Annotated in this window: 14 protein-coding genes and 4 tRNA genes; 11 read left to right on the forward strand and 7 right to left on the reverse strand. The window is 61.9% G+C overall.

Going from position 1 to position 17,325, the window contains the following annotated elements:
* The first annotated feature begins 32 nt into the window (after positions 1-32).
* From nrdF to rpmG, 5 genes are all read left to right on the forward strand, one after another.
* A complete protein-coding gene (gene nrdF, locus ACUIAH_RS07925; RefSeq protein ID WP_045924827.1) occupies positions 33-1,028 on the forward strand; it encodes a class 1b ribonucleoside-diphosphate reductase subunit beta in 996 nt (331 codons plus the stop codon).
* A gap of 116 nt (positions 1,029-1,144) precedes the next feature.
* Positions 1,145-1,226 (forward strand) — tRNA-Tyr (locus ACUIAH_RS07930).
* A 1-nt stretch (position 1,227) separates the two neighbouring features.
* Positions 1,228-1,299: transfer RNA gene (locus ACUIAH_RS07935), tRNA-Thr, on the forward strand.
* A gap of 4 nt (positions 1,300-1,303) precedes the next feature.
* Positions 1,304-1,377, forward strand: a tRNA-Met gene (locus ACUIAH_RS07940).
* 46 nt (positions 1,378-1,423) lie between these two features.
* Positions 1,424-1,591, forward strand: a complete 168-nt coding sequence (gene rpmG / locus ACUIAH_RS07945; RefSeq protein ID WP_015022386.1) for a 50S ribosomal protein L33 — start codon at positions 1,424-1,426, stop codon at positions 1,589-1,591.
* Between the two features lie 161 nt (positions 1,592-1,752).
* Here the strand turns inward: rpmG and ACUIAH_RS07950 are convergent, their stop codons facing one another.
* The 5 genes from ACUIAH_RS07950 to ACUIAH_RS07970 all read right to left on the reverse strand — a co-directional run bounded on the left by ACUIAH_RS07950 (position 1,753) and on the right by ACUIAH_RS07970 (position 9,110).
* Positions 1,753-3,084: an O-acetylhomoserine aminocarboxypropyltransferase/cysteine synthase family protein gene (locus ACUIAH_RS07950; protein ID WP_445340916.1), complete on the reverse strand. Its 1,332-nt coding sequence runs from the start codon at positions 3,082-3,084 to the stop codon at positions 1,753-1,755.
* Between the two features lie 112 nt (positions 3,085-3,196).
* Positions 3,197-4,978: an ATP-binding cassette domain-containing protein gene (locus tag ACUIAH_RS07955; protein WP_445340917.1), complete on the reverse strand. Its 1,782-nt coding sequence runs from the start codon at positions 4,976-4,978 to the stop codon at positions 3,197-3,199.
* On the reverse strand, positions 4,975-6,795 hold the full coding sequence (locus ACUIAH_RS07960; RefSeq protein ID WP_445340918.1) for an ABC transporter permease: 1,821 nt from the start codon (positions 6,793-6,795) through the stop codon (positions 4,975-4,977). Before ACUIAH_RS07960 ends, ACUIAH_RS07955 begins: the two co-directional genes overlap by 4 nt.
* 9 nt (positions 6,796-6,804) lie before the next feature.
* The gene (locus ACUIAH_RS07965; RefSeq protein ID WP_445340919.1) at positions 6,805-7,995 is read right to left on the reverse strand and encodes an ABC transporter substrate-binding protein; all 1,191 of its coding nucleotides are present in this window, start codon (positions 7,993-7,995) and stop codon (positions 6,805-6,807) included.
* A 50-nt stretch (positions 7,996-8,045) separates the two neighbouring features.
* Entirely contained in the window at positions 8,046-9,110 is a 1,065-nt protein-coding gene (locus ACUIAH_RS07970; RefSeq protein ID WP_445340920.1) for a uroporphyrinogen decarboxylase family protein, read from the reverse strand.
* A 393-nt stretch (positions 9,111-9,503) separates the two neighbouring features.
* Between ACUIAH_RS07970 and ACUIAH_RS07975 the strand changes: the two genes are divergently transcribed.
* From ACUIAH_RS07975 to dapC, 4 genes are all read left to right on the forward strand, one after another.
* Positions 9,504-10,733: an FAD-binding protein gene (locus ACUIAH_RS07975; RefSeq protein WP_445340921.1), complete on the forward strand. Its 1,230-nt coding sequence runs from the start codon at positions 9,504-9,506 to the stop codon at positions 10,731-10,733.
* A 93-nt stretch (positions 10,734-10,826) separates the two neighbouring features.
* The gene (locus ACUIAH_RS07980) at positions 10,827-12,350 is read left to right on the forward strand and encodes an amino acid permease (RefSeq protein ID WP_045924822.1); all 1,524 of its coding nucleotides are present in this window, start codon (positions 10,827-10,829) and stop codon (positions 12,348-12,350) included.
* Positions 12,351-12,407: 57 nt separating this feature from the next.
* The gene (fdxA, locus tag ACUIAH_RS07985) at positions 12,408-12,725 is read left to right on the forward strand and encodes a ferredoxin (RefSeq protein ID WP_015022367.1); all 318 of its coding nucleotides are present in this window, start codon (positions 12,408-12,410) and stop codon (positions 12,723-12,725) included.
* Positions 12,726-12,795: 70 nt separating this feature from the next.
* On the forward strand, positions 12,796-13,926 hold the full coding sequence (gene dapC / locus ACUIAH_RS07990) for a succinyldiaminopimelate transaminase (protein ID WP_445340922.1): 1,131 nt from the start codon (positions 12,796-12,798) through the stop codon (positions 13,924-13,926).
* Here the strand turns inward: dapC and dinB are convergent.
* Positions 13,923-15,194, reverse strand: coding sequence for a DNA polymerase IV (dinB, locus tag ACUIAH_RS07995; protein WP_045924820.1), 1,272 nt, complete (start codon positions 15,192-15,194; stop codon positions 13,923-13,925). The genes dapC and dinB overlap by 4 nt on opposite strands.
* Positions 15,195-15,420: 226 nt before the next feature.
* Here dinB and ACUIAH_RS08000 point away from each other — a divergent pair.
* Positions 15,421-15,510 (forward strand) — tRNA-Ser (locus tag ACUIAH_RS08000).
* A gap of 209 nt (positions 15,511-15,719) precedes the next feature.
* On the opposite strand, the gene ACUIAH_RS08005 is transcribed toward ACUIAH_RS08000, so the two are convergent.
* Positions 15,720-16,382, reverse strand: a complete 663-nt coding sequence (locus ACUIAH_RS08005) for an IMPACT family protein (protein WP_445340923.1) — start codon at positions 16,380-16,382, stop codon at positions 15,720-15,722.
* Positions 16,383-16,490: 108 nt separating this feature from the next.
* On the opposite strand from ACUIAH_RS08005, the gene ACUIAH_RS08010 reads away from it, so the two are divergent.
* On the forward strand, positions 16,491-17,123 hold the full coding sequence (locus ACUIAH_RS08010) for an AbrB family transcriptional regulator (RefSeq protein ID WP_445340924.1): 633 nt from the start codon (positions 16,491-16,493) through the stop codon (positions 17,121-17,123).
* Positions 17,124-17,325: the final 202 nt, after the last annotated feature.

Below are 17,325 nucleotides of genomic sequence, written 5' to 3' on the forward strand. Positions count from 1 at the left end.
TCGAACACCCATCCAACAAGGAGCAATCAACCATGGTCCCACCCATTTCCATTCCCCGGCAGCCGCTGAAGCTGATCGACCGGGTCTCCGCCATCAACTGGAACCGTCTGGAGGACGAGAAGGACCTGGAGGTCTGGGACCGTCTGACCGGCAACTTCTGGCTGCCTGAGAAGGTTCCCGTCAGCAATGATCTGCCCTCCTGGCAGTCTATGAGCGAGGAGGAGCACACCCTGACCATGCGGGTCTTCACCGGCCTGACCCTTCTGGACACCATCCAGGGGACCGTGGGCGCCGTCAGCCTGATCCCGGATGCGCTGACGCCCCATGAGGAGGCGGTCTACACCAACATCGCCTTCATGGAGTCGGTCCATGCCAAGTCCTACTCCTCCATCTTCTCCACCCTGGCCTCCACGCCCCAGATCGATGCCGCCTTCGAGTGGAGCGAGCACAACGAGTTCCTCCAGCGCAAGGCCCAGATTGTCCTGGACTACTACGAGGGCGACAACCCTCTGAAGCGCAAGGTGGCCTCCACCCTGCTGGAGTCCTTCCTCTTCTACTCGGGCTTCTACCTGCCCATGTACTTCTCCAGCCATGCCAAGCTGACCAACACGGCCGATCTGATCCGCTTGATCATCCGGGATGAGGCCGTGCATGGCTACTACATCGGCTACAAGTACCAGAAGGGGCTGGCCAAGGTCTCCGACTCTGAGCGTCAGGCCATGAGCGACTACACCTATGAGCTCCTGGGCGACCTGTACGACAACGAGGTGGAATACACCGAGAGCCTGTACTCCGGGGTGGGCCTGGTGGAGGATGTCACCAAGTTCCTGCGCTACAACGGCAACAAGGCCCTGATGAACCTGGGCTATCCCGCCCTCTTCCCCTCGGACACCACCGATGTGAATCCGGCCATCATCGCATCCCTGAGCCCCAACGCCGACGAGAACCACGACTTCTTCTCCGGCTCTGGCTCCTCCTACGTCATGGGCAAGGCCGTGGAGACGGACGACGAGGACTGGGATTTCTGACCGGTCTGTCCCGCCCTGACGCGGAAGACACGACGTTGGAGTGGGACTTGCGGAAAACAGAAAAACATGTCATTATAGGCAAGTTGCCGTACGGAGCTCCGGTTCTAGTGCGGCATGGCGGATTTCCCAAGCGGTCAAAGGGAGCTGACTGTAAATCAGCCGCGTAATGCTTCAGAGGTTCGAATCCTCTATCCGCCACGCCTCGGTAGCTCAGTGGCAGAGCACTTCCTTGGTAAGGAAGAGGTCGTGAGTCCGATTCTCACCCGAGGCTCTCTGGCGGGGTAGCTCAGCTGGCTAGAGCGTACGACTCATAATCGTAAGGTCAAGAGTTCGAGTCTCTTCCTCGCTACTGTGGCCGACATACGTCGGTCGTGCAACGACTATAGAGGTGAACCATGGCAAAAGCCGCAGATATCCGTCCTGGCATTACGCTGGCGTGCACCGTGTGCAAGGAGCGTAATTACATTACGACCAAGAACCGTCGTAACACTCCTGACCGTCTGGAGCTCAAGAAGTTCTGCCCCCGTTGCGGCAAGCATACCCTGCACCGGGAGACCCGCTGAGTTCTTCCCGTCTTTTGGCTTCATCGGAACCCGACCATCTGGTCGGGTTCTTTTTTATACAAGCGTTCTTCCTTATGCAAATCCGCCTATGTTCCTGCCCCGCATTATCTGCGGATAGTGTTGGAAGCAGAACGGGTTTGGCGATGTAGGGGGCTCAGCCTTCAGAGAGCGCCCTGGTAGGCGGCCGCAAAGGCCTGATCCAGATCGGCGATCAGGTCGTCCGGGTTTTCCAGGCCTACGGAGATTCGAATCAGGTCGTCGCCCACACCGGCGCTGAGGCGGTAGGGTTCTGGAACCTCCCTGTGGGTGATCCTGGCCGGGTCCACAATCAGGGTGCGACAGTCGCCGATGTTGGGCATATAGCTCATGAGATGCACTGAGTCCACGATGCGCTTGACCTGCTCGTAGCCTCCCTGGACTTTGAAAGACAGGATCGTGCCGACGCCCTTGGGCAGCAAGGTCGAAGCCAGGCGGTCCTGCTGGTCTGCATCCCCCTGGTGCCGACCCTCGGGAATGCCCGAATAGTTGACCTGCTCCACCTGGGGAATGGTCAGCAGGTGGCGGGCCAGGGTTGTTGCCGTTTTCACCTCGGTGGCGACCCGCTGGGGCAGAGTCTCAAGGCCGGTCAGCTGCAGGTAGGCGGTGAAGGGGCTCATGACCGCTCCGAAGGTGTGCAGGTACTTGGTATGGACCCTGTGCAGGAAGGCCATCTTGCCGAAGGCATCCAGAAAGCTGACCATGGACCCGTGCCGCTCGTCGCTGATGATCAGCTCGGGCTGGCTCATCTGCGGGAAGCGGCCATTGCCCCAGTCGAACCGTCCCGCATCCACGATGACCCCGCCCAGGGCATTGCCGTGGCCGCTGATCCCCTTGGTGGTCGAATGCACGACGATGTCGGCGCCGAAGTCGATCGGGTTGAGCAGGTATGGCGTGGGCACCGTATTGTCGATGATCAGGGCCAGTCCATGCCGGTGGGCCAGTTCGGCCAGGCCAGGGATGTCGGCTATGGCTGTGGACGGATTGGCCACGGACTCAGCGAAGATGGCCCTGGTGTCGTCCTGGATCAGGGATTCCACCGCGTCAAGGTCGTTGATGTCGTCCACAAAATCCGTTTCGATGCCGAAGTTGGGAAAGAAAGTCTTCATGGTATCCACGGATGTTCCATAAAGATCGACAGGGGAGATCAGCCTCCCGCCACCTTCGGCTGCGCACATGAGGGCGGACGACACGGCGGCCATCCCCGAGGCCATGGCTACAGCCCCCTTGCCCCCCTCCAGACTGGCCAGGCGGTCCTCCAGGACCTTGACGGTGGGGTTGGCCAGGCGGGAGTATGAGAACCCTTGAATTTCGCCGGCGGCCAGGGCATCTCCCCGGTCGGCGGTAACCATGTCAAAGGCGGCCGACTGGTAGATGGGGACGTTGGCTGCGCCCCCGCCCTGGCTCTGACAGTCATAGCCGTCATGGACGGCTTTTGTTGCAAATCCTTTGCTCATGCGGGTGTCTTCCTCTGCTTGTGTCCGGTCGGGAATCCCTTGCTAGCCCACCATCGAATCTTCTTTCAGGGTCTCGGGCAAGGCTCCGCTCATAGGTGTTCCTTATTGCCCGCTATCGGGAGGTTGCCTTGCCCAGGTATGCCTGGCGGACACGTTCATCATTCAAGAGCTGTCGGGCGGGCCCCTCCAGACGGATCAGGCCGTTCTGCAGCACGTACCCGTAGTCGGCGATGGACAGGGCCAGCTCGGCCTGCTGCTCGACCAGAAGGATGGAGATGCCCAGCTGGTCCCGAAGGGAGGCGATCTGCTCAAGCACCTGGTCGACCAGCTTGGGCGAGAGGCCCATGGTCGGCTCGTCCATGCATATCAGCCGGGGATGGCTCATCAGGGCCCTGCCGAAGGCCAGCATCTGCTGCTCGCCTCCTGACAGGGTGCCGGCCTGCTGCCCGCGGCGTTCGGCCAGGCGGGGGAAGCGCTCATATATGGTATCCAGATCCTGTTCGATCTGATTGCGCTCCCTTTGGGTGTAGGCGCCCATACGCAGGTTCTCCTCCACGCTCATGGCCGCGAAGACCCTTCTTGCCTCCGGAACTGAGGCGATTCCGGAACGGACCCGATCCTTGGTGGGGGTGTGGGTGATTTCCTGTCCATCCAAACGGATGGTCCCCTCCTTTGGAGCCAGCAGGCCCAGGATGGTCTTCATGGTTGTGGACTTGCCCGATGCATTCCCGCCCAGAAGCGAGACGATGCCGCCCTGAGGAACGCGAAGACTGACATGGTCCAAGGCCTTGACCGGGCCATAGCTCACATCGACGGCATCCAGGGAGAGCAATGTTCGATCTTCCTCGGCGGTTGGCTTCCCACCATCGCCATCAGACTCCTCAGCTTTGGTTTTTAACCTGGTTCCGGTGCTGTCGGGATCCAGGCCATCGGTCGGTTCTGCAATGGTGGCCGGAGCCAGGGCGTTCTGCCGAGCCAGGACATCCGCCTGCCCGTTCATGGGGGCATCGTTGCGGGGTCTGCGGTCGCCCAGGTATGCGGTGATGACGCGGGGATCGGCACTGACCTGCTTGGGAAGTCCGGAGGCAATGATCCTGCCGCCGTCCATGGCGATGACCTGATCGCACAGTGCTTCGATCAGGTCGATCTTGTGCTCCACCAGAAGCATGGTCTGCCCCTGGGCCTTGAGTTCCAGGAGCTGCTGCAGCACCTCGGCGGTCTCCGACTGGTTCATTCCTGCCGTGGGCTCGTCCAAGACCAGGATGTCGGGTGAGCTGACGTGGGCTCTGGCTATCTCGGTGCGTCGCCGGTTGGCGTAGGAGAGTGTGTAGGCGGCCTGGGTGCGATGCTCCTCCAGGCGCTCGCTGAATCTGTCAATTTCAGACTGGACGGCCTTGCGCTCGACGACCGCCTCCCTCCGGCAAGCGGGACCGGGCACCAGCGTCAGCCAGGTCTGCGTCAGCAGGGGGATCCATCGCAGGACGGGCCACCGCTCCAGGCGGCGAAAGGGTCTGCGGGCTTCCAGGCGTCTATGGAATCCTACGGCCACATTCTCCTCAACGCTCATGGTCGGAAAGACCCTGCCGTTCTGGAAGGTGCGGGACACCCCCTGCTCGGCCATGTCCGTAGCGGGCAGGCCGGTCACGGTGCGCCCCTTAAGGCTGATCTGGCCCGAGTCGGGCTTGAGAAATCCGCAGATCAGGTTGATGGTCGTGGACTTTCCTGATCCGTTGGGGCCGATAATGCCTATCACCTGGCCGGATGCCAGATCCATGTTGACGTCGGCCACCGCCTGCAGTCCCTGGAAGCTCTTGCTCAGATCGCGCACGCTGAGCAGGGGTTGATCGGGATTGTCGCGTACAGGTTCGGGATTGTGTCGGCTGCCCGTCATCATGCCCTCCTTTTGGTTGAGAACAGACCCTGTGGTCTGCAGATGATGAAGATGATCAGGACGAGTCCGTAGGCCATGATTCTCACCTCGGGCAGGATGCGCAGCAGTTCAGGGGCGCCTACCAGGATCAGGGAGCCGATCACGGCTCCGGTCGGGGACTTCATCCCACCCAGGACGATGATGGTCAGGATCAGGGTCGACATGGTCGGATTGAAGAGGGTCGGGTCGATATAGGTGTACTGGTGTGCCAGCAGGGCTCCTGCGATACCTGCCGACCCGCATGCCAGGGCGTAGGCCAGCGCCTTGTAGGCCCCTGTCCTGATCCCCAGGGACCAGGCCGCTTGTCCGTCCTCGCCGATGGCCTCGAAGACGTGGCCCAGATGTGAGGACCGGATCCGGGAGGTCACTGCAAGGACCAGAAGAAGAATGACCAGATCCAGCAGGTACTGCATCTGCTGGGTGTAGAGCGGCTTGCCCAGGAATGTCGGCAGGGGAATGCCCTGCAGACCTAGCGAGCCCCTGGTCAGAGGTTCCCAGATGCGGATGATGGCGACCATGACTGCTCCCACCCCTATGGTGGCGATAGCCACATAGTGGCCACTGAGCTTCCATACCGGGAATGTCAGCAGGGATGCGGCCAGGGCGGCGATGACGGCCGCGCCCAGCAGGGAGAGCGTGAAAGGCCAATGCAGACGCATGGTCAACAGGGCCGAGGCGTAGGCTCCCACGGCCACAGGTCCCGCCAACCCCAGGATGGTCTGCCCGGCCGAGCCCGAGATCAGCGTCAGGCCCACTGCGGCAATGGCGTATATGGCAACCTGGGTCCCGATGCCGGCCAGATGGTCGGAGAAAATGAAGGGGGTGGCCAGAGCGGCTGCCGCAAGGCCGAGGTTGGCCCAAAGCGGCAGTCGGATGGGTGTGGCGGCTTCCGGGAGGGTTCCGGTCATGGGCTCCTTGCCCATGTCTGCCTTGCGGCCCAGGAATCCCGAGGGCTTGAGAATCAGAACCAACAGGAGGGTGCCGAAGGTGATCAGGTCGTGCACGCCATCGCCGAAGAGTCCTACGCCGACGGCCTCGGCCAAACCCAGCACCAGGCCACCGATGATGGCTCCGGGGATGGAGCCCAGCCCGCCGATGGCGGCGGCCACAAAGGCCGTCATGCCGATGGCGTTGCCGTCCATGGGGTTGATGTTCGTCTTGAACAGGCCGATGAAAATTCCGGCGATGCCCGCCAGGACCGAGCCGATAACGAAGGCTATGGTGCGAATGGAGGTGACAGGTACTCCCATCTGCAATGCGGCCTGGGAATCCTGGGAGGTGGCCCTGATGGCCTGTCCGGTCCTGCCATAGGTCAAGAAGGCCCAGAGCGCAACCATGCTGGCCAGGGCAACCAGACCCATGACCAGGTCGGAGGTGCCGAAGCTGATGCCCAGGGCATGCAGGTTGTGGGTGGGCAGCAGCTGGGGGAAGGCCCGGGTCTGAGAGCCAAAGATCAGCTGCATCCCGTTATCCAGCACCTGTCCTAGACCCACGGTGCCCAGGAGCGCGGCGATCGGCTGTCGGCCTTCCAGGGGAGTGATGACCAGGAGGTTGGTGACCAGGCCGACCAGGCCCGTGACCAGGACGACGGCCAGGATGGTGGGAACGAGTCCCCAGCCTAGGGAGGAGCCTACCCACCAGGCCGTCATCATCCCGACTGCCACCAGCGACCCTTGTGCGAAGTTGGCCACATTGGTCACTCCGAAGACCAGGGACATACCCACGGCGGCCAGAGCGTAAACACCGCCGTGGATGAGTCCGGAAAAGAGCGTCTCGACCATGATCGCTGCTCACTCCTCGATCTGTTTGAATTTGCCCTGATCCACCTGGAGGAGGATGGGCTTGATCGTATCCGCCCGGCGGGTCTTGGTGTTGAACCGGAAAGTCCCTCCCTGGCCTTGGTAGAGCGGGAAGTCCTTGACCTTGCCTAGGGCCTCCTGGATGCCCTCCCTGGTGGGGCTGGTCTTCTCGCCAGCGTAGGCCAGGTCCTTGATGGCTTGGTAGGCAGTGATTTCGAAGTTGCCGGGGACGGTGTGATACCGGTCCTCAAAGCTCTTGACGAAAGCCTTGGCTTTCGCATCCTTGGTGCCTGTTGCCGAAAAGACGCCGGTAATGATGGCCCCTTGGGCGTTCGCTCCGGTCAGGGAGAGGAACTCCTTGGTCTCCTGACCGCCGAAGAAGGGTCCCTTATAGTCCAGTTTGTCCCGCAGGGTGTTGGCGATCAGCGCCCCATCTGGTCCGTAACCGATGTCCACCACGGCCTCGGGGGCGGCATTCTTGGCCGGGATCAGTATTGGAGTCAGGTCCGTGGAATCGGGCAGATAAGAGGACTGGTAGACGATCTGCACCCCGAGCCGTTCCGCAGCCTCCTTGAAGTACTGGAAGGATTCCTTCCCCCAGTCGTTTTCTATATAGACGACGGAGATCTTCTTGGCTCGCTTGGACACCGCCTCAGCGTTGGCTTCCTGGTAGGTCTTCTGCGATATTTGAGGTGTCCATACATGATCACCCGAATTCGTGAAGGTCGGCGAGGAGTTGTTGAAGCCGTAATGGACCAGCCCGGCCTGCTGGAAGATGGGCGATGCGGCTGAGGAGGCCGGCGAGGAGTAGTCGCCCACAACGGCGATGACCGATTTGTCGGAGGCGATCTTTGGGGCAACGGCGGCGTCCTGTTTGGCATCTGATTGGGTGTCGTAGTAGTCGATGTCCAGGCGCTTGCCCTGTATTCCGCCCTTCTTGTTGACCTGGTCCTTGGCCAGGTCGAAGCCCTGCTGGAACATCTTGCCGTACTCGGCGTAGAGACCGGTCTTAGGGTAGATGGCAGCGATGGTCACATGGTCTGACGATCCTGCGGAGGAGCCCTTGTCGCCTCCCAATCCGCAGGCCGACAGCGCTCCGGCCATGGCCATGGTGGTCATGAGGGCAACCATTGCCCTGATGGTGCCACGGTGCTGCCGGTGCTGCTTTGATGTGATGACCATGATGTCTCCCTTGGAGTTTGACGGTTGATGTCGGTGGGTTGTTTGTGGTTTCAGACTTGCTCGGGGGCCCGGGTTCCGCTCAGAAGGCGCAGGGCCTCCTCGTCGGCGGGCGTTGGGATGGTGCATGAGGGCGCCAGGAGGAAGGGACGGCCTTGACGGGCCCGGATGGTCTGATCCAATTCCTGGCGGATCTGGTCCACGTCGCCGCCTGGGTTGAAGAGTTCGAAGTCGGCTCCGCCCACGGGTACAGCAGGAAAGTCGGTGCTGATTTCAGGATTGCCTGGGCGGAACTGGTCCCAGTGGAGAAAATCGGGATTCAGATCGGTGAATTCTTCGGGATGGGCATCCTCCCGGCAGGTATGTACCAGGACCAGGGCTTCCGGATTGGCCTGTCTGACCGCTTGGATCACGATCCGGTCATAGGGCTTGGCCCATTCCTCCAGTTGCGCCTGGTTGAAGTAGCCATGGCTGGCCAGGCCCGTCTCGGCGAAAAAGATGCCGTCCAGACCAGCCCCGCCCTGCTCCTTGGGGCTGACCAGCAGAGCTGCGTAGTCGGCAAGGGTCCGGGCGATGTTGTCCAGCGCCGACTTGGCCGCCTCGGGCTGGTCGAAGATCAGCGTCTGCCTGTTCAGGCCCCTGTCATCCTCCTGCGCGGAGCCCTGCCCCTCGGGGTAGAGGGGGAGATCGCCCAATTGAAGGAGGACCGAGAGAGGGGAGAAGACCGTGTCGATGACTGCTCGGTCCTCAAGGCCGTCTCGGATGCCTCTTGCAGCCTGGATCTGCTCTTGGAGGACCTTATTGGTTTCAGGGTCGCGGTGATCGATGCGGGCGATATCCCCTGCCTCCTGGATGGCCGTGCGGACGGTGCGCGGGATCAGCCAGTCATAGTGATCCTTGTCGTAGACTGCGTCCCAGACCTCGGCGTAGTAGATGGCCCTCGGGTTGATCTTGACCCAGTCCCAATCCCACTTGCGAACGAAGTCCAAGGTGGCTGCGGCAAAATTCTCAGCACCGTACTCGTGTCCGATATGGTGCTGCCAGGCAGAGGTCAGCCAGGCTTGTTTCCCCTGGTCATGGGCTATCTGGTGGAACTGGGTTCGTCTGTCTTCTGTCATTGCATGCTCGTTTCCTGGTGCGTGTCCTATGGATGCCCGGTCGGGTGTCCAGGTATTTCCGGTGCCCTTCGTCCGGAAACAGGGCTTTGGAGATTCCCCTTCCCAAAGCTCTTGTCACATAAAACCCCCAGGAAGCAGGCCAGTCAACGACCTGGCATATAGGTAATATCTATCGCCGCTAATCGTCCCCTGGCCCCGCGCGGGTCTTGCGAAAGCTATAGGAAAAGCTGATAGGGGGGTCAGACAGGACTTCGCAGTCACCTTGATGCCCTTGCTTTGCTATCCGAGTATGACCGATTGATGATCGCCAAGGGTGACAGGGGGCATCCCAGGTTTGGCATGGCTCCTGCTCGGGAGAGGCCCTCATAAGGGGACGATGATACAGTGAATTGCATGTCTGACGTATCCTCCAGAGACACCATTCCGACCTTTGCCGATATCACCACTGTGGGTGTGGGCGGGAGCATGGCCGCCTTCGTTCAGCCCCAAAGCCGTGTGGGCATGATCGAGGCTGTGGAGGACGCGGATTCCAAGGGGTTGCCCCTCTGCCTGATCGGCGGGGGATCCAACCTGCTGGCCTCCGACCAGGATTTTCCCGGCGTGGTTGTGCGTGACACCCGTCAGGACATCAGCGTGCCCGACGAGGTGGCTCCGCCTGAAGGTGGTGCTCCTGTTGTTCACATCAACGCAACGGCTGGGACCAATTGGGATGATCTGGTCTCCTACTGCGTGCGCATGCACCTGATCGGGGCAGAGGGACTGTCCGGCATCCCCGGGACTGTCGGGGCCTCGGTGGTCCAGAACATCGGCGCCTACGGCCAGGAGGTCGGCCGCCTGGTCGACTCGGTCGAGGTCTGGGACCGCCAGGACAAGGTCACCGCCGAACTGCGGGCCTCGGATCTGGATTTCGGATACAGGACCTCCCTGCTCAAGCAGACCATGTATCAGGCGCCGGCTGTGCCCGACGCACGGTTCTTCCCCACGCCGCGCTACGTGGTCCTTTCGGTCACCCTGGTCCTGCGACATGGGTCCGCCTCTCAGGTGGGTTCCGCCCAGCTGGCCAGGGCCCTGGGTGTGGAGGTCGGGGCAACCCTTCCCCTGGAGCGGATCCGCCGGGCGGTTCTGACCGTCAGAGCAGGCAAGGGGATGCTGGAGGATCCCTACCGGTATCTGACCGATTGGATGGGATCCTGCCGTCGGACCTCCGACCTGGAAGAGGCTCTGGAGGCAGTCCAGGATGACCTTCACGGGCCCAGGGGCGAGCGGGTGCTGCTTGACCGTCATAGCTGCGGGAGTTTCTTCACCAATCCGATCATCAGTCGCAAGGCCGCGGATGCCCTGCCGGCGGATGCCCCGCGCTATCCTGTCGAAGACTCGGCATTGGTCAAGACCTCAGCAGCCTGGCTGATCGATCATGCAGGCTTCCACAGGGGATTCGCCCTGGAAGAGGGGTCGGCTGCCGCCCTGTCTGATGTGCACACACTGGCCTTGACCAACCGCGGAGGTGCTCGCTCAGACGACTTGGTGGCCTTGGCCCGTGCCATCCAGAAAGGTGTGGATTCCACCTTCGGCATCCATCTGATTCCCGAGCCTGTTACCCCAGGCATCGACCTGGCCTGGTAGCTCCTGCTTTCACGTATTGAGCGTATTTCGGTTTTGTATGGCACCATATCCTATGATTACTCGCCGGAGCGGGACTCATGAGTCGGGAGCAAGATGGAATTATTCAGGAAGAAATCGGTTGAACAGACCCTGGCAGAGACCGGGGAGGAAGGCAGGTCGCTCAAGCGGACGCTGACCACCTGGGATCTGGCCATCATGGCCGTCGCAGTGGCCGTGGGCGCGGGCATCTTCTCGGTGGGGGCCCAGGCAGCGGCCTTCCATGCGGGTCCGGCTGTCATCATCTCCTTCGTCATCGCAGGCATCGTCTGTGCGGCGGCCGTCATGTGCTACGCGGAGTTCGCCTCCATGATCCCGGTTTCGGGTTCGGCCTACACTTTCACTTACAACACCATGGGCGAACTGGTGGCTTGGATCATCGGCTGGGACCTGATTCTGGAGATGCTCATGGCCGCCTCGGTCATCTCCAAGTACTGGGGCGTCTACCTGAACGACTTCATCCATCTGATGGGCGGCACCTCCTTCAGCTCCAGCTTCCATCTGGGTGGCCTGGATGTGGACTTGGCCCCGCTGGTGGTCGTCACCCTCTTCACGGTCCTTCTGGTCCTGGGCACCAAGCTTTCAGCCCGGTTCGACGGCGCCTTGACCGTCCTCAAGATCGGCATCGTGGTCTTCGTCATCGTGGTGGGCTTCTTCTACGTAAAATTGGACAACTACCGGCCCTTCATCCCGCCTTCTGAGCCGGCTTCTGCCGTTCCGGGGGCCAGCGTGCCGGGAATCATGGGCCAGCCCCTCTGGCAGTGGGTCTCAGGCATGCAGCCCACCATCTACGGTATCCCCGGCATCCTCTCAGGCGCGGCCCTGGTCTTCTTCGCCTTCGTGGGATTCGATATTGTCGCCACCACCTCCGAGGAGGCCAAGGAGCCCCATAAGACCATTCCCCGCGGAATCGGCCTGGGCATGCTGATCGTCATCACCCTGTACATCCTGGTCGCCATCGTCACCACCGGCATGGTCTCCTACAAGGATCTGGCCAAGGCCAAGAATCCCTCCCTGGCCACAGGCTTCGAGATGGTCGGTGCTCCCTGGGCCGCCAAGATCATCTCCTTCGGCATCGTGGTGGGGCTGACCACCGTGGTCATGGTGCTCCTGCTGGGGCTGACCCGCATCGTCTTCGCCATGAGCCGGGACGGGCTTCTTCCGCGTGCCCTGTCCCGTACCGGCCGTCATGGCACGCCGGCCCGCATTCAGATCCTGGGCGGCATTGTGGTGGCTGTAGTGGCCTCCTGCTTCCCCATAGACGTCTTGTCCGACATGGTCAACATCGGCACGCTCTCGGCCTTCCTGCTGGTGGCCATCTCCCTGCCCATCATGCGCAAGCGCCGGCCTGACCTGCCCCGGTCCTTCAAGATGCCCGGCAACCCCTGGGTTCCCATTCTGATCGCCCTGGCCTGCCTCTGGCTCATGCTCAACCTGACCGTGCTGACCTGGATCCGGTTCGTGGTCTGGCTGGCTGCAGGACTGGCCATCTACTTCGGCTATTCCTACCGGCACTCCCTGCTTGGCCGTCATCAGCTCAGCGGGAAGATATCCAAGGCCACCCAGGCTGGTCTGGACTGACCTGGAGCGTCGGCGCTGCAGTGTAGAGTGAATACTCGCATACTCAGGAGGTAACCCATGACCTACGTCATCGCTCAGCCCTGCGTGGACGTCAAGGACAAGGCCTGCGTGGACGAATGCCCGGTGGACTGCATCTACGAGGGCGTCCGTTCGCTCTACATCAACCCCAACGAGTGCGTGGACTGCGGCGCCTGCGAGCCGGTCTGCCCGGTGGAGGCCATCTTCTACGAGGACGACCTGCCCGAGGAGTGGACCTGGTACAAGGACGCGGCGACTGATTTCTTCGCCCAGGTGGGGGATGCCGGCGGCGCTGCCGCGGTCGGCCCCTACGATCACGATCCGGAGGGTGTGGCAGCCCTGCCGCCCAACAAGTAGTCGATTCAGGCCGACGAGCCGCGGACGGGAGCCATCCCACCGCGGCTTATTTATAGGAGAAAGGCGGACCATGGGTTTCCACTCTTTCGAATCCCCCTACGACTGGTCAAGGATCGACCCCTATCGGCGGCGTGCTGAGCAATGCCCCGGCGGCCTGGTCGACCTGTCGGTAGGTTCGCCGGTGGATCCTGTGCCCAGGTCGGTCAGGGAGGCCTTGGCTGCGGCTGCGGATGACGGCCAGGCACGAGGCTATCCAAAAACTGCCGGTGATGGCCCTCTGAGGCAGGCCGTGGCCGACTGGTTCCGCCGTTGCCGCGGGGTCGATCTGGATGCCCTGGGAGCGGACCTGGTTCCCACCGTCGGATCCAAGGAGGCGGTGGCGCTCATGGCCTCCCTCCTGCATCTGGGGCCGGGGGACCGGGTAGTGCAGCCGAGGGTATCCTATCCCACCTATGCCATCGGAACCCAGCTGGCCGGGGCCCAGGTGACGACCGTGGATGATCCGGCTGATACGGATTCATGGGTGGACCTGCCCGGCGTGCGAGCCATATGGATCAATTCACCGGGCAACCCCAGTGGACGGGTCATCGACCGAGCCGGGTTGGCGAAGATTGTACGGGCAGCCCGTTCGATAGGGGCTACGGTCCTGAGTGACGAGTGCTATGCCCTGCTGGACTGGTCAGGATCCGCCCAAGCCTCACCCTGCATTTTGGAGTCTCAAGTCTGTGGCGGCGATGCCAGCGGGATACTGTGCCTGTACTCAATGAGCAAGCAGTCCAACATGGCCGGATACAGGGCTGCCCTGGTGGCAGGCGATGCTCAACTGGTGAAGGCCATGACCGCCTACCGCAAGCAGGTCGGACTGATTGTGCCAGGTCCAGTGCAAGGGGCCATGCAGGCCGCTCTGGAGGATGGCGAGGCCGTGACGGCCCAGCGCGATGTCTATGCTCGTCGCCTGCATGCACTGACTGAAGCTCTCGGAGCTTACGGATACGATGCCGTCATGCCTCAAGGCGGCCTTTATATCTGGGCACAAGCCCGTTCGGGCGATTGCTGGGCAGACATGGCTGAACTGTCCCGTCTGGGGATCCTGGCCAGCCCGGGGGAGTTCTACGGGGATGGCCGCTATCTGCGGTTCTCGTCAACCATCACTGACGAGCAGCTGGATCTGGCCCTGGGGCGTCTGCGGAGCGCCGCTTAGAGGCCCATGCTGACTGAGCCCTTGCCGTAGCGGTTCCTGATGGAGTCCATGGTGGCCTCTGCCTGATCCAGGCGCTGGGCCTCGCTGCCGGTGCGGCGTTTGCTCTCGTGGATGATGTCGTCCAAGGACGGCTGGATGGGAGTGTCCTCCACCCGGCTCAGGCCGGATGCGCTGACACCGGCCAGACGGATCAGCCTGGGCAGGGGTGTGTCCATGGGCACACCATCGGGCAGCCCCAGCATGGCCTTGAGCAGGCCGACTGCTTGCGGATAGATGCGGTTGGCTGAGTTGACCGGGGTTTCCAGGGTGTGGGCCTTGGTCATATAGCGCAGATCATCGAAGCGCAGTTTGACGGTGATGGTTCGGGCGATCAGGTCGTGCGATCGCAGTCCGGTGGCCACTTCGTTGCTGCAGACGCGCAGGAGGTCGCAGACCTGCTTCATGCTGGTCGTGTCGTGCAGGAAGGTGCGTTCCGCGCCTAGGGATTTCTCCGGCGCTCGCGGCTGGACCGGATCGTCGTCCAGTCCGTGTGAGGCCTGTGCCAGCTTCCTGGCTGTAAGGTTCGAGCCCGTGGCCCGAGTCAGATCCCGCTCGCTCATGGTGGCCAGGTCGGCCACGTCCTTGATGGCCCAGGCGTTGAGCCGCTTCTCCAGGGCCGGTCCGATGCCGGGGATGCCGCGCAGGGGCATCAGCTGGACGAACTCGGCCTGCCGGGCCTTGGGGATCAGCAGCATGCCGTCGGGCTTGGCGTTGGTGGAGGCCATCTTGGCTACCAGCTTGTTGGTGGCGATGCCCACCGAGCAGGTCACGTGGAATTGTCGGGCCACGCTGGCTCGAATCCACCGGGCGATGGCCGTGGGCATGCCCCAGCGCATGAGCGCCCCGGACACGTCCATATAGCATTCATCTACTGAGACCTGCTCGATCTGATCAGTAATTCGTGAGAAAACCGTATCAAATATCCTTCGTGAGATATTCCGGTAATAGGTCATGTCGACCGGGAGGAACACCCCTTGAGGGCACAGTCGCTCGGCACGTGCCAGGGGCATGGCCGAGTTGATGCCGAAAGCCCTGGCTTCATAGCTGGCCGCGGAGACCACCGAACGCCGTCCGGTGCCGATGATGACCGGCCGGCCCTGCAATTGAGGGTGTCGGGCGACTTCGCAGGAGGCGTAGAAGGCATCCATGTCAATGTGCAGCACCGTGCAGCCGGTCTCGTCATGTCCCCAGTCTTTCTTGGCGGCTGCAAGCCTCGGTGCGGTACTCATGGCTCCATGATATAAGGGGGCCCCAGAGGAACATGCAATAAATTATTCTCAAACGTAAATTCTTAGAAAAGATTCACAATTCTGGTTTTTATCCATGAAAATGAACGAATCTGTCCTGTGCTTCATTGCATCCTGTCGCGCCGGCGAGTCAGGTCGGTCAATCATGGTAATCTATTGTTTTGTTCCCAAAACTCTGGGGCTAAGGCCTTGGATCGGGAGCCTGCATGGAGACGTGCCTGAGTGGCCGAAAGGGGCACCCTGCTAAGGTGTTGACTGCGCAAGCGGTCCAGGAGTTCGAATCTCCTCGTCTCCGCCAGATGACCGGTGATCGCTGATTCTGCACGATCACCGGTCCTATTCATTACTGGGGATCCATTGCCAAAGACGTTTATTCCCATAGACTTTGTGGAGCTGCGGCCTGGAAAGGTCCGAGTCTGTGAGGCGGCGGACCGAAGATGCTTGGCGTGAGCCTGTCCGGCAGGGCAGATCACAGCTGGGCAATGGCTGCATGGCCCGTCCCGCCGATCATGTGGCAGATGAAGCTTGGTCCCCAGACAGGGGAATAAGTCTTTGGCCTTCGCCCAGTGCACTGGGTTCTGCCCGGCCTTGCAGAAGGTCGTCCAGCCGACCATGGAAGGCCGGCACCGCTGCGGGCTCCAGGTCGTAGATCAGCCGGACCTGATCAGTGAAGTCCTCGGTCTCCACGTGCCCCCCGGAGGTGCGGATCAGACGGCGCAGAGGATCGTACTCCGGATAGTCCACGGTGATCGCGAATCGCTGGGTCGGGAGCACACGTGCCTGCTTTGCCGCCTTGAGCGCCAGGGAGGCTGCTGAGGAGTAGGCCCGGATCAGCCCTCCTGACCCGAGAAGGATCCCCCCGAAGTAACGGGTCACCGTCAGGACGCAGTCGGTCACTCCCCGCCGACGCATGACCTCAAGTATGGGCTTGCCGGCCGTCCCGGAGGGCTCCCCGTCATCGCTCATGCGTTCGCTGGTGCGGCCTTCCGGTCCCCAGATCGCGCAGTGGCAGACGTGCCGGGCCTTGGGGTGCTGTAAACGGACCTCTTGGACGAAGGCCATGGCCGCCTGCTGGTCCTCCACATGGCAGGCCTGGCCGATGAACTCGGACTTCCGCTCGGTAAGGGAACCCGTGGCCGGTTTCTGCGGCGTATCCAGTATGGTGAGCAAATCGGCTTGCCTCCTATGCCTGTCGTCTCCTCGGTTCTTGCACTATCTCCATGCTAAGGGGGATCCCGGGCCGGGTCTGATATCAAGGAGAGGACCTAAGCTGGCCGCATGACCAATCCCCAGGACCAACCGGACACCGAATCCCCATCAGCCGGCAAGCCCCATGAGGCCCTGACCGTTTTCTATGAAAGGCTCAGGCATTCCACGGATACGGCCGAGCTGCACGAATTCGCCCGCAGCCCCCTGCCCGACAGGTCCGACCAGGCCGCCTTCTCGCGCTTCACGGCACTGCTGGAGGCAGTGGCTGGCAATGAGCATACGCCGGTGGAGGACAGGGTCTACCTGGCGCAGACCATGCCATTCCCCAACATTCTGGTCAAGCTCTCCCAGGATTCCAGCCCTGAGGTCCGACGGGCGGTGGCCGCCAACAAGGATGACAAGAACTGGCTGGTCGGTCTGCTCACCAAGGACGAGGACGCTGGTGTCAGGGCTGCTGCGCTGACCAACCCCATGACCTCCTGGAAGATGCGCCTGGAGGGCGCCCAGGACAATCGGGCCGATGCCGATACCCTGGACTTTCTCGGGGCTCTGGGCACTCGCGACGAGCAGGACGCCCCCCATGTGCTGGCCGCCATGGTGCGCCGGGCCGTGGCCCTGAATCCCAACACCGGGCAGGCGACCCTTGAGGCCCTGCGCAAGGACCCGGACGGGCAGGTGGCACGGGCAGCCGCCTCGCGCTGAGACCGGTGCCGACGCGAATTTTGACGAACGGCCCACAGGCGTTACAATAATGGATTGTTGTGTTTCCCTAAGGGGTCCTCAAAGCGCTTTTCCCACTCGCCGTCTAGGACTTTCAGGGAGCCCACGGAATACATGGCTTTCGGCCAGCATGGCAGCATGCGGCGCGGAGAGCCCGAAACACAATGCAAGGAAAAGGTTGAAT

The sequence above is a fragment of the Bifidobacterium sp. ESL0820 genome (assembly GCF_052606235.1).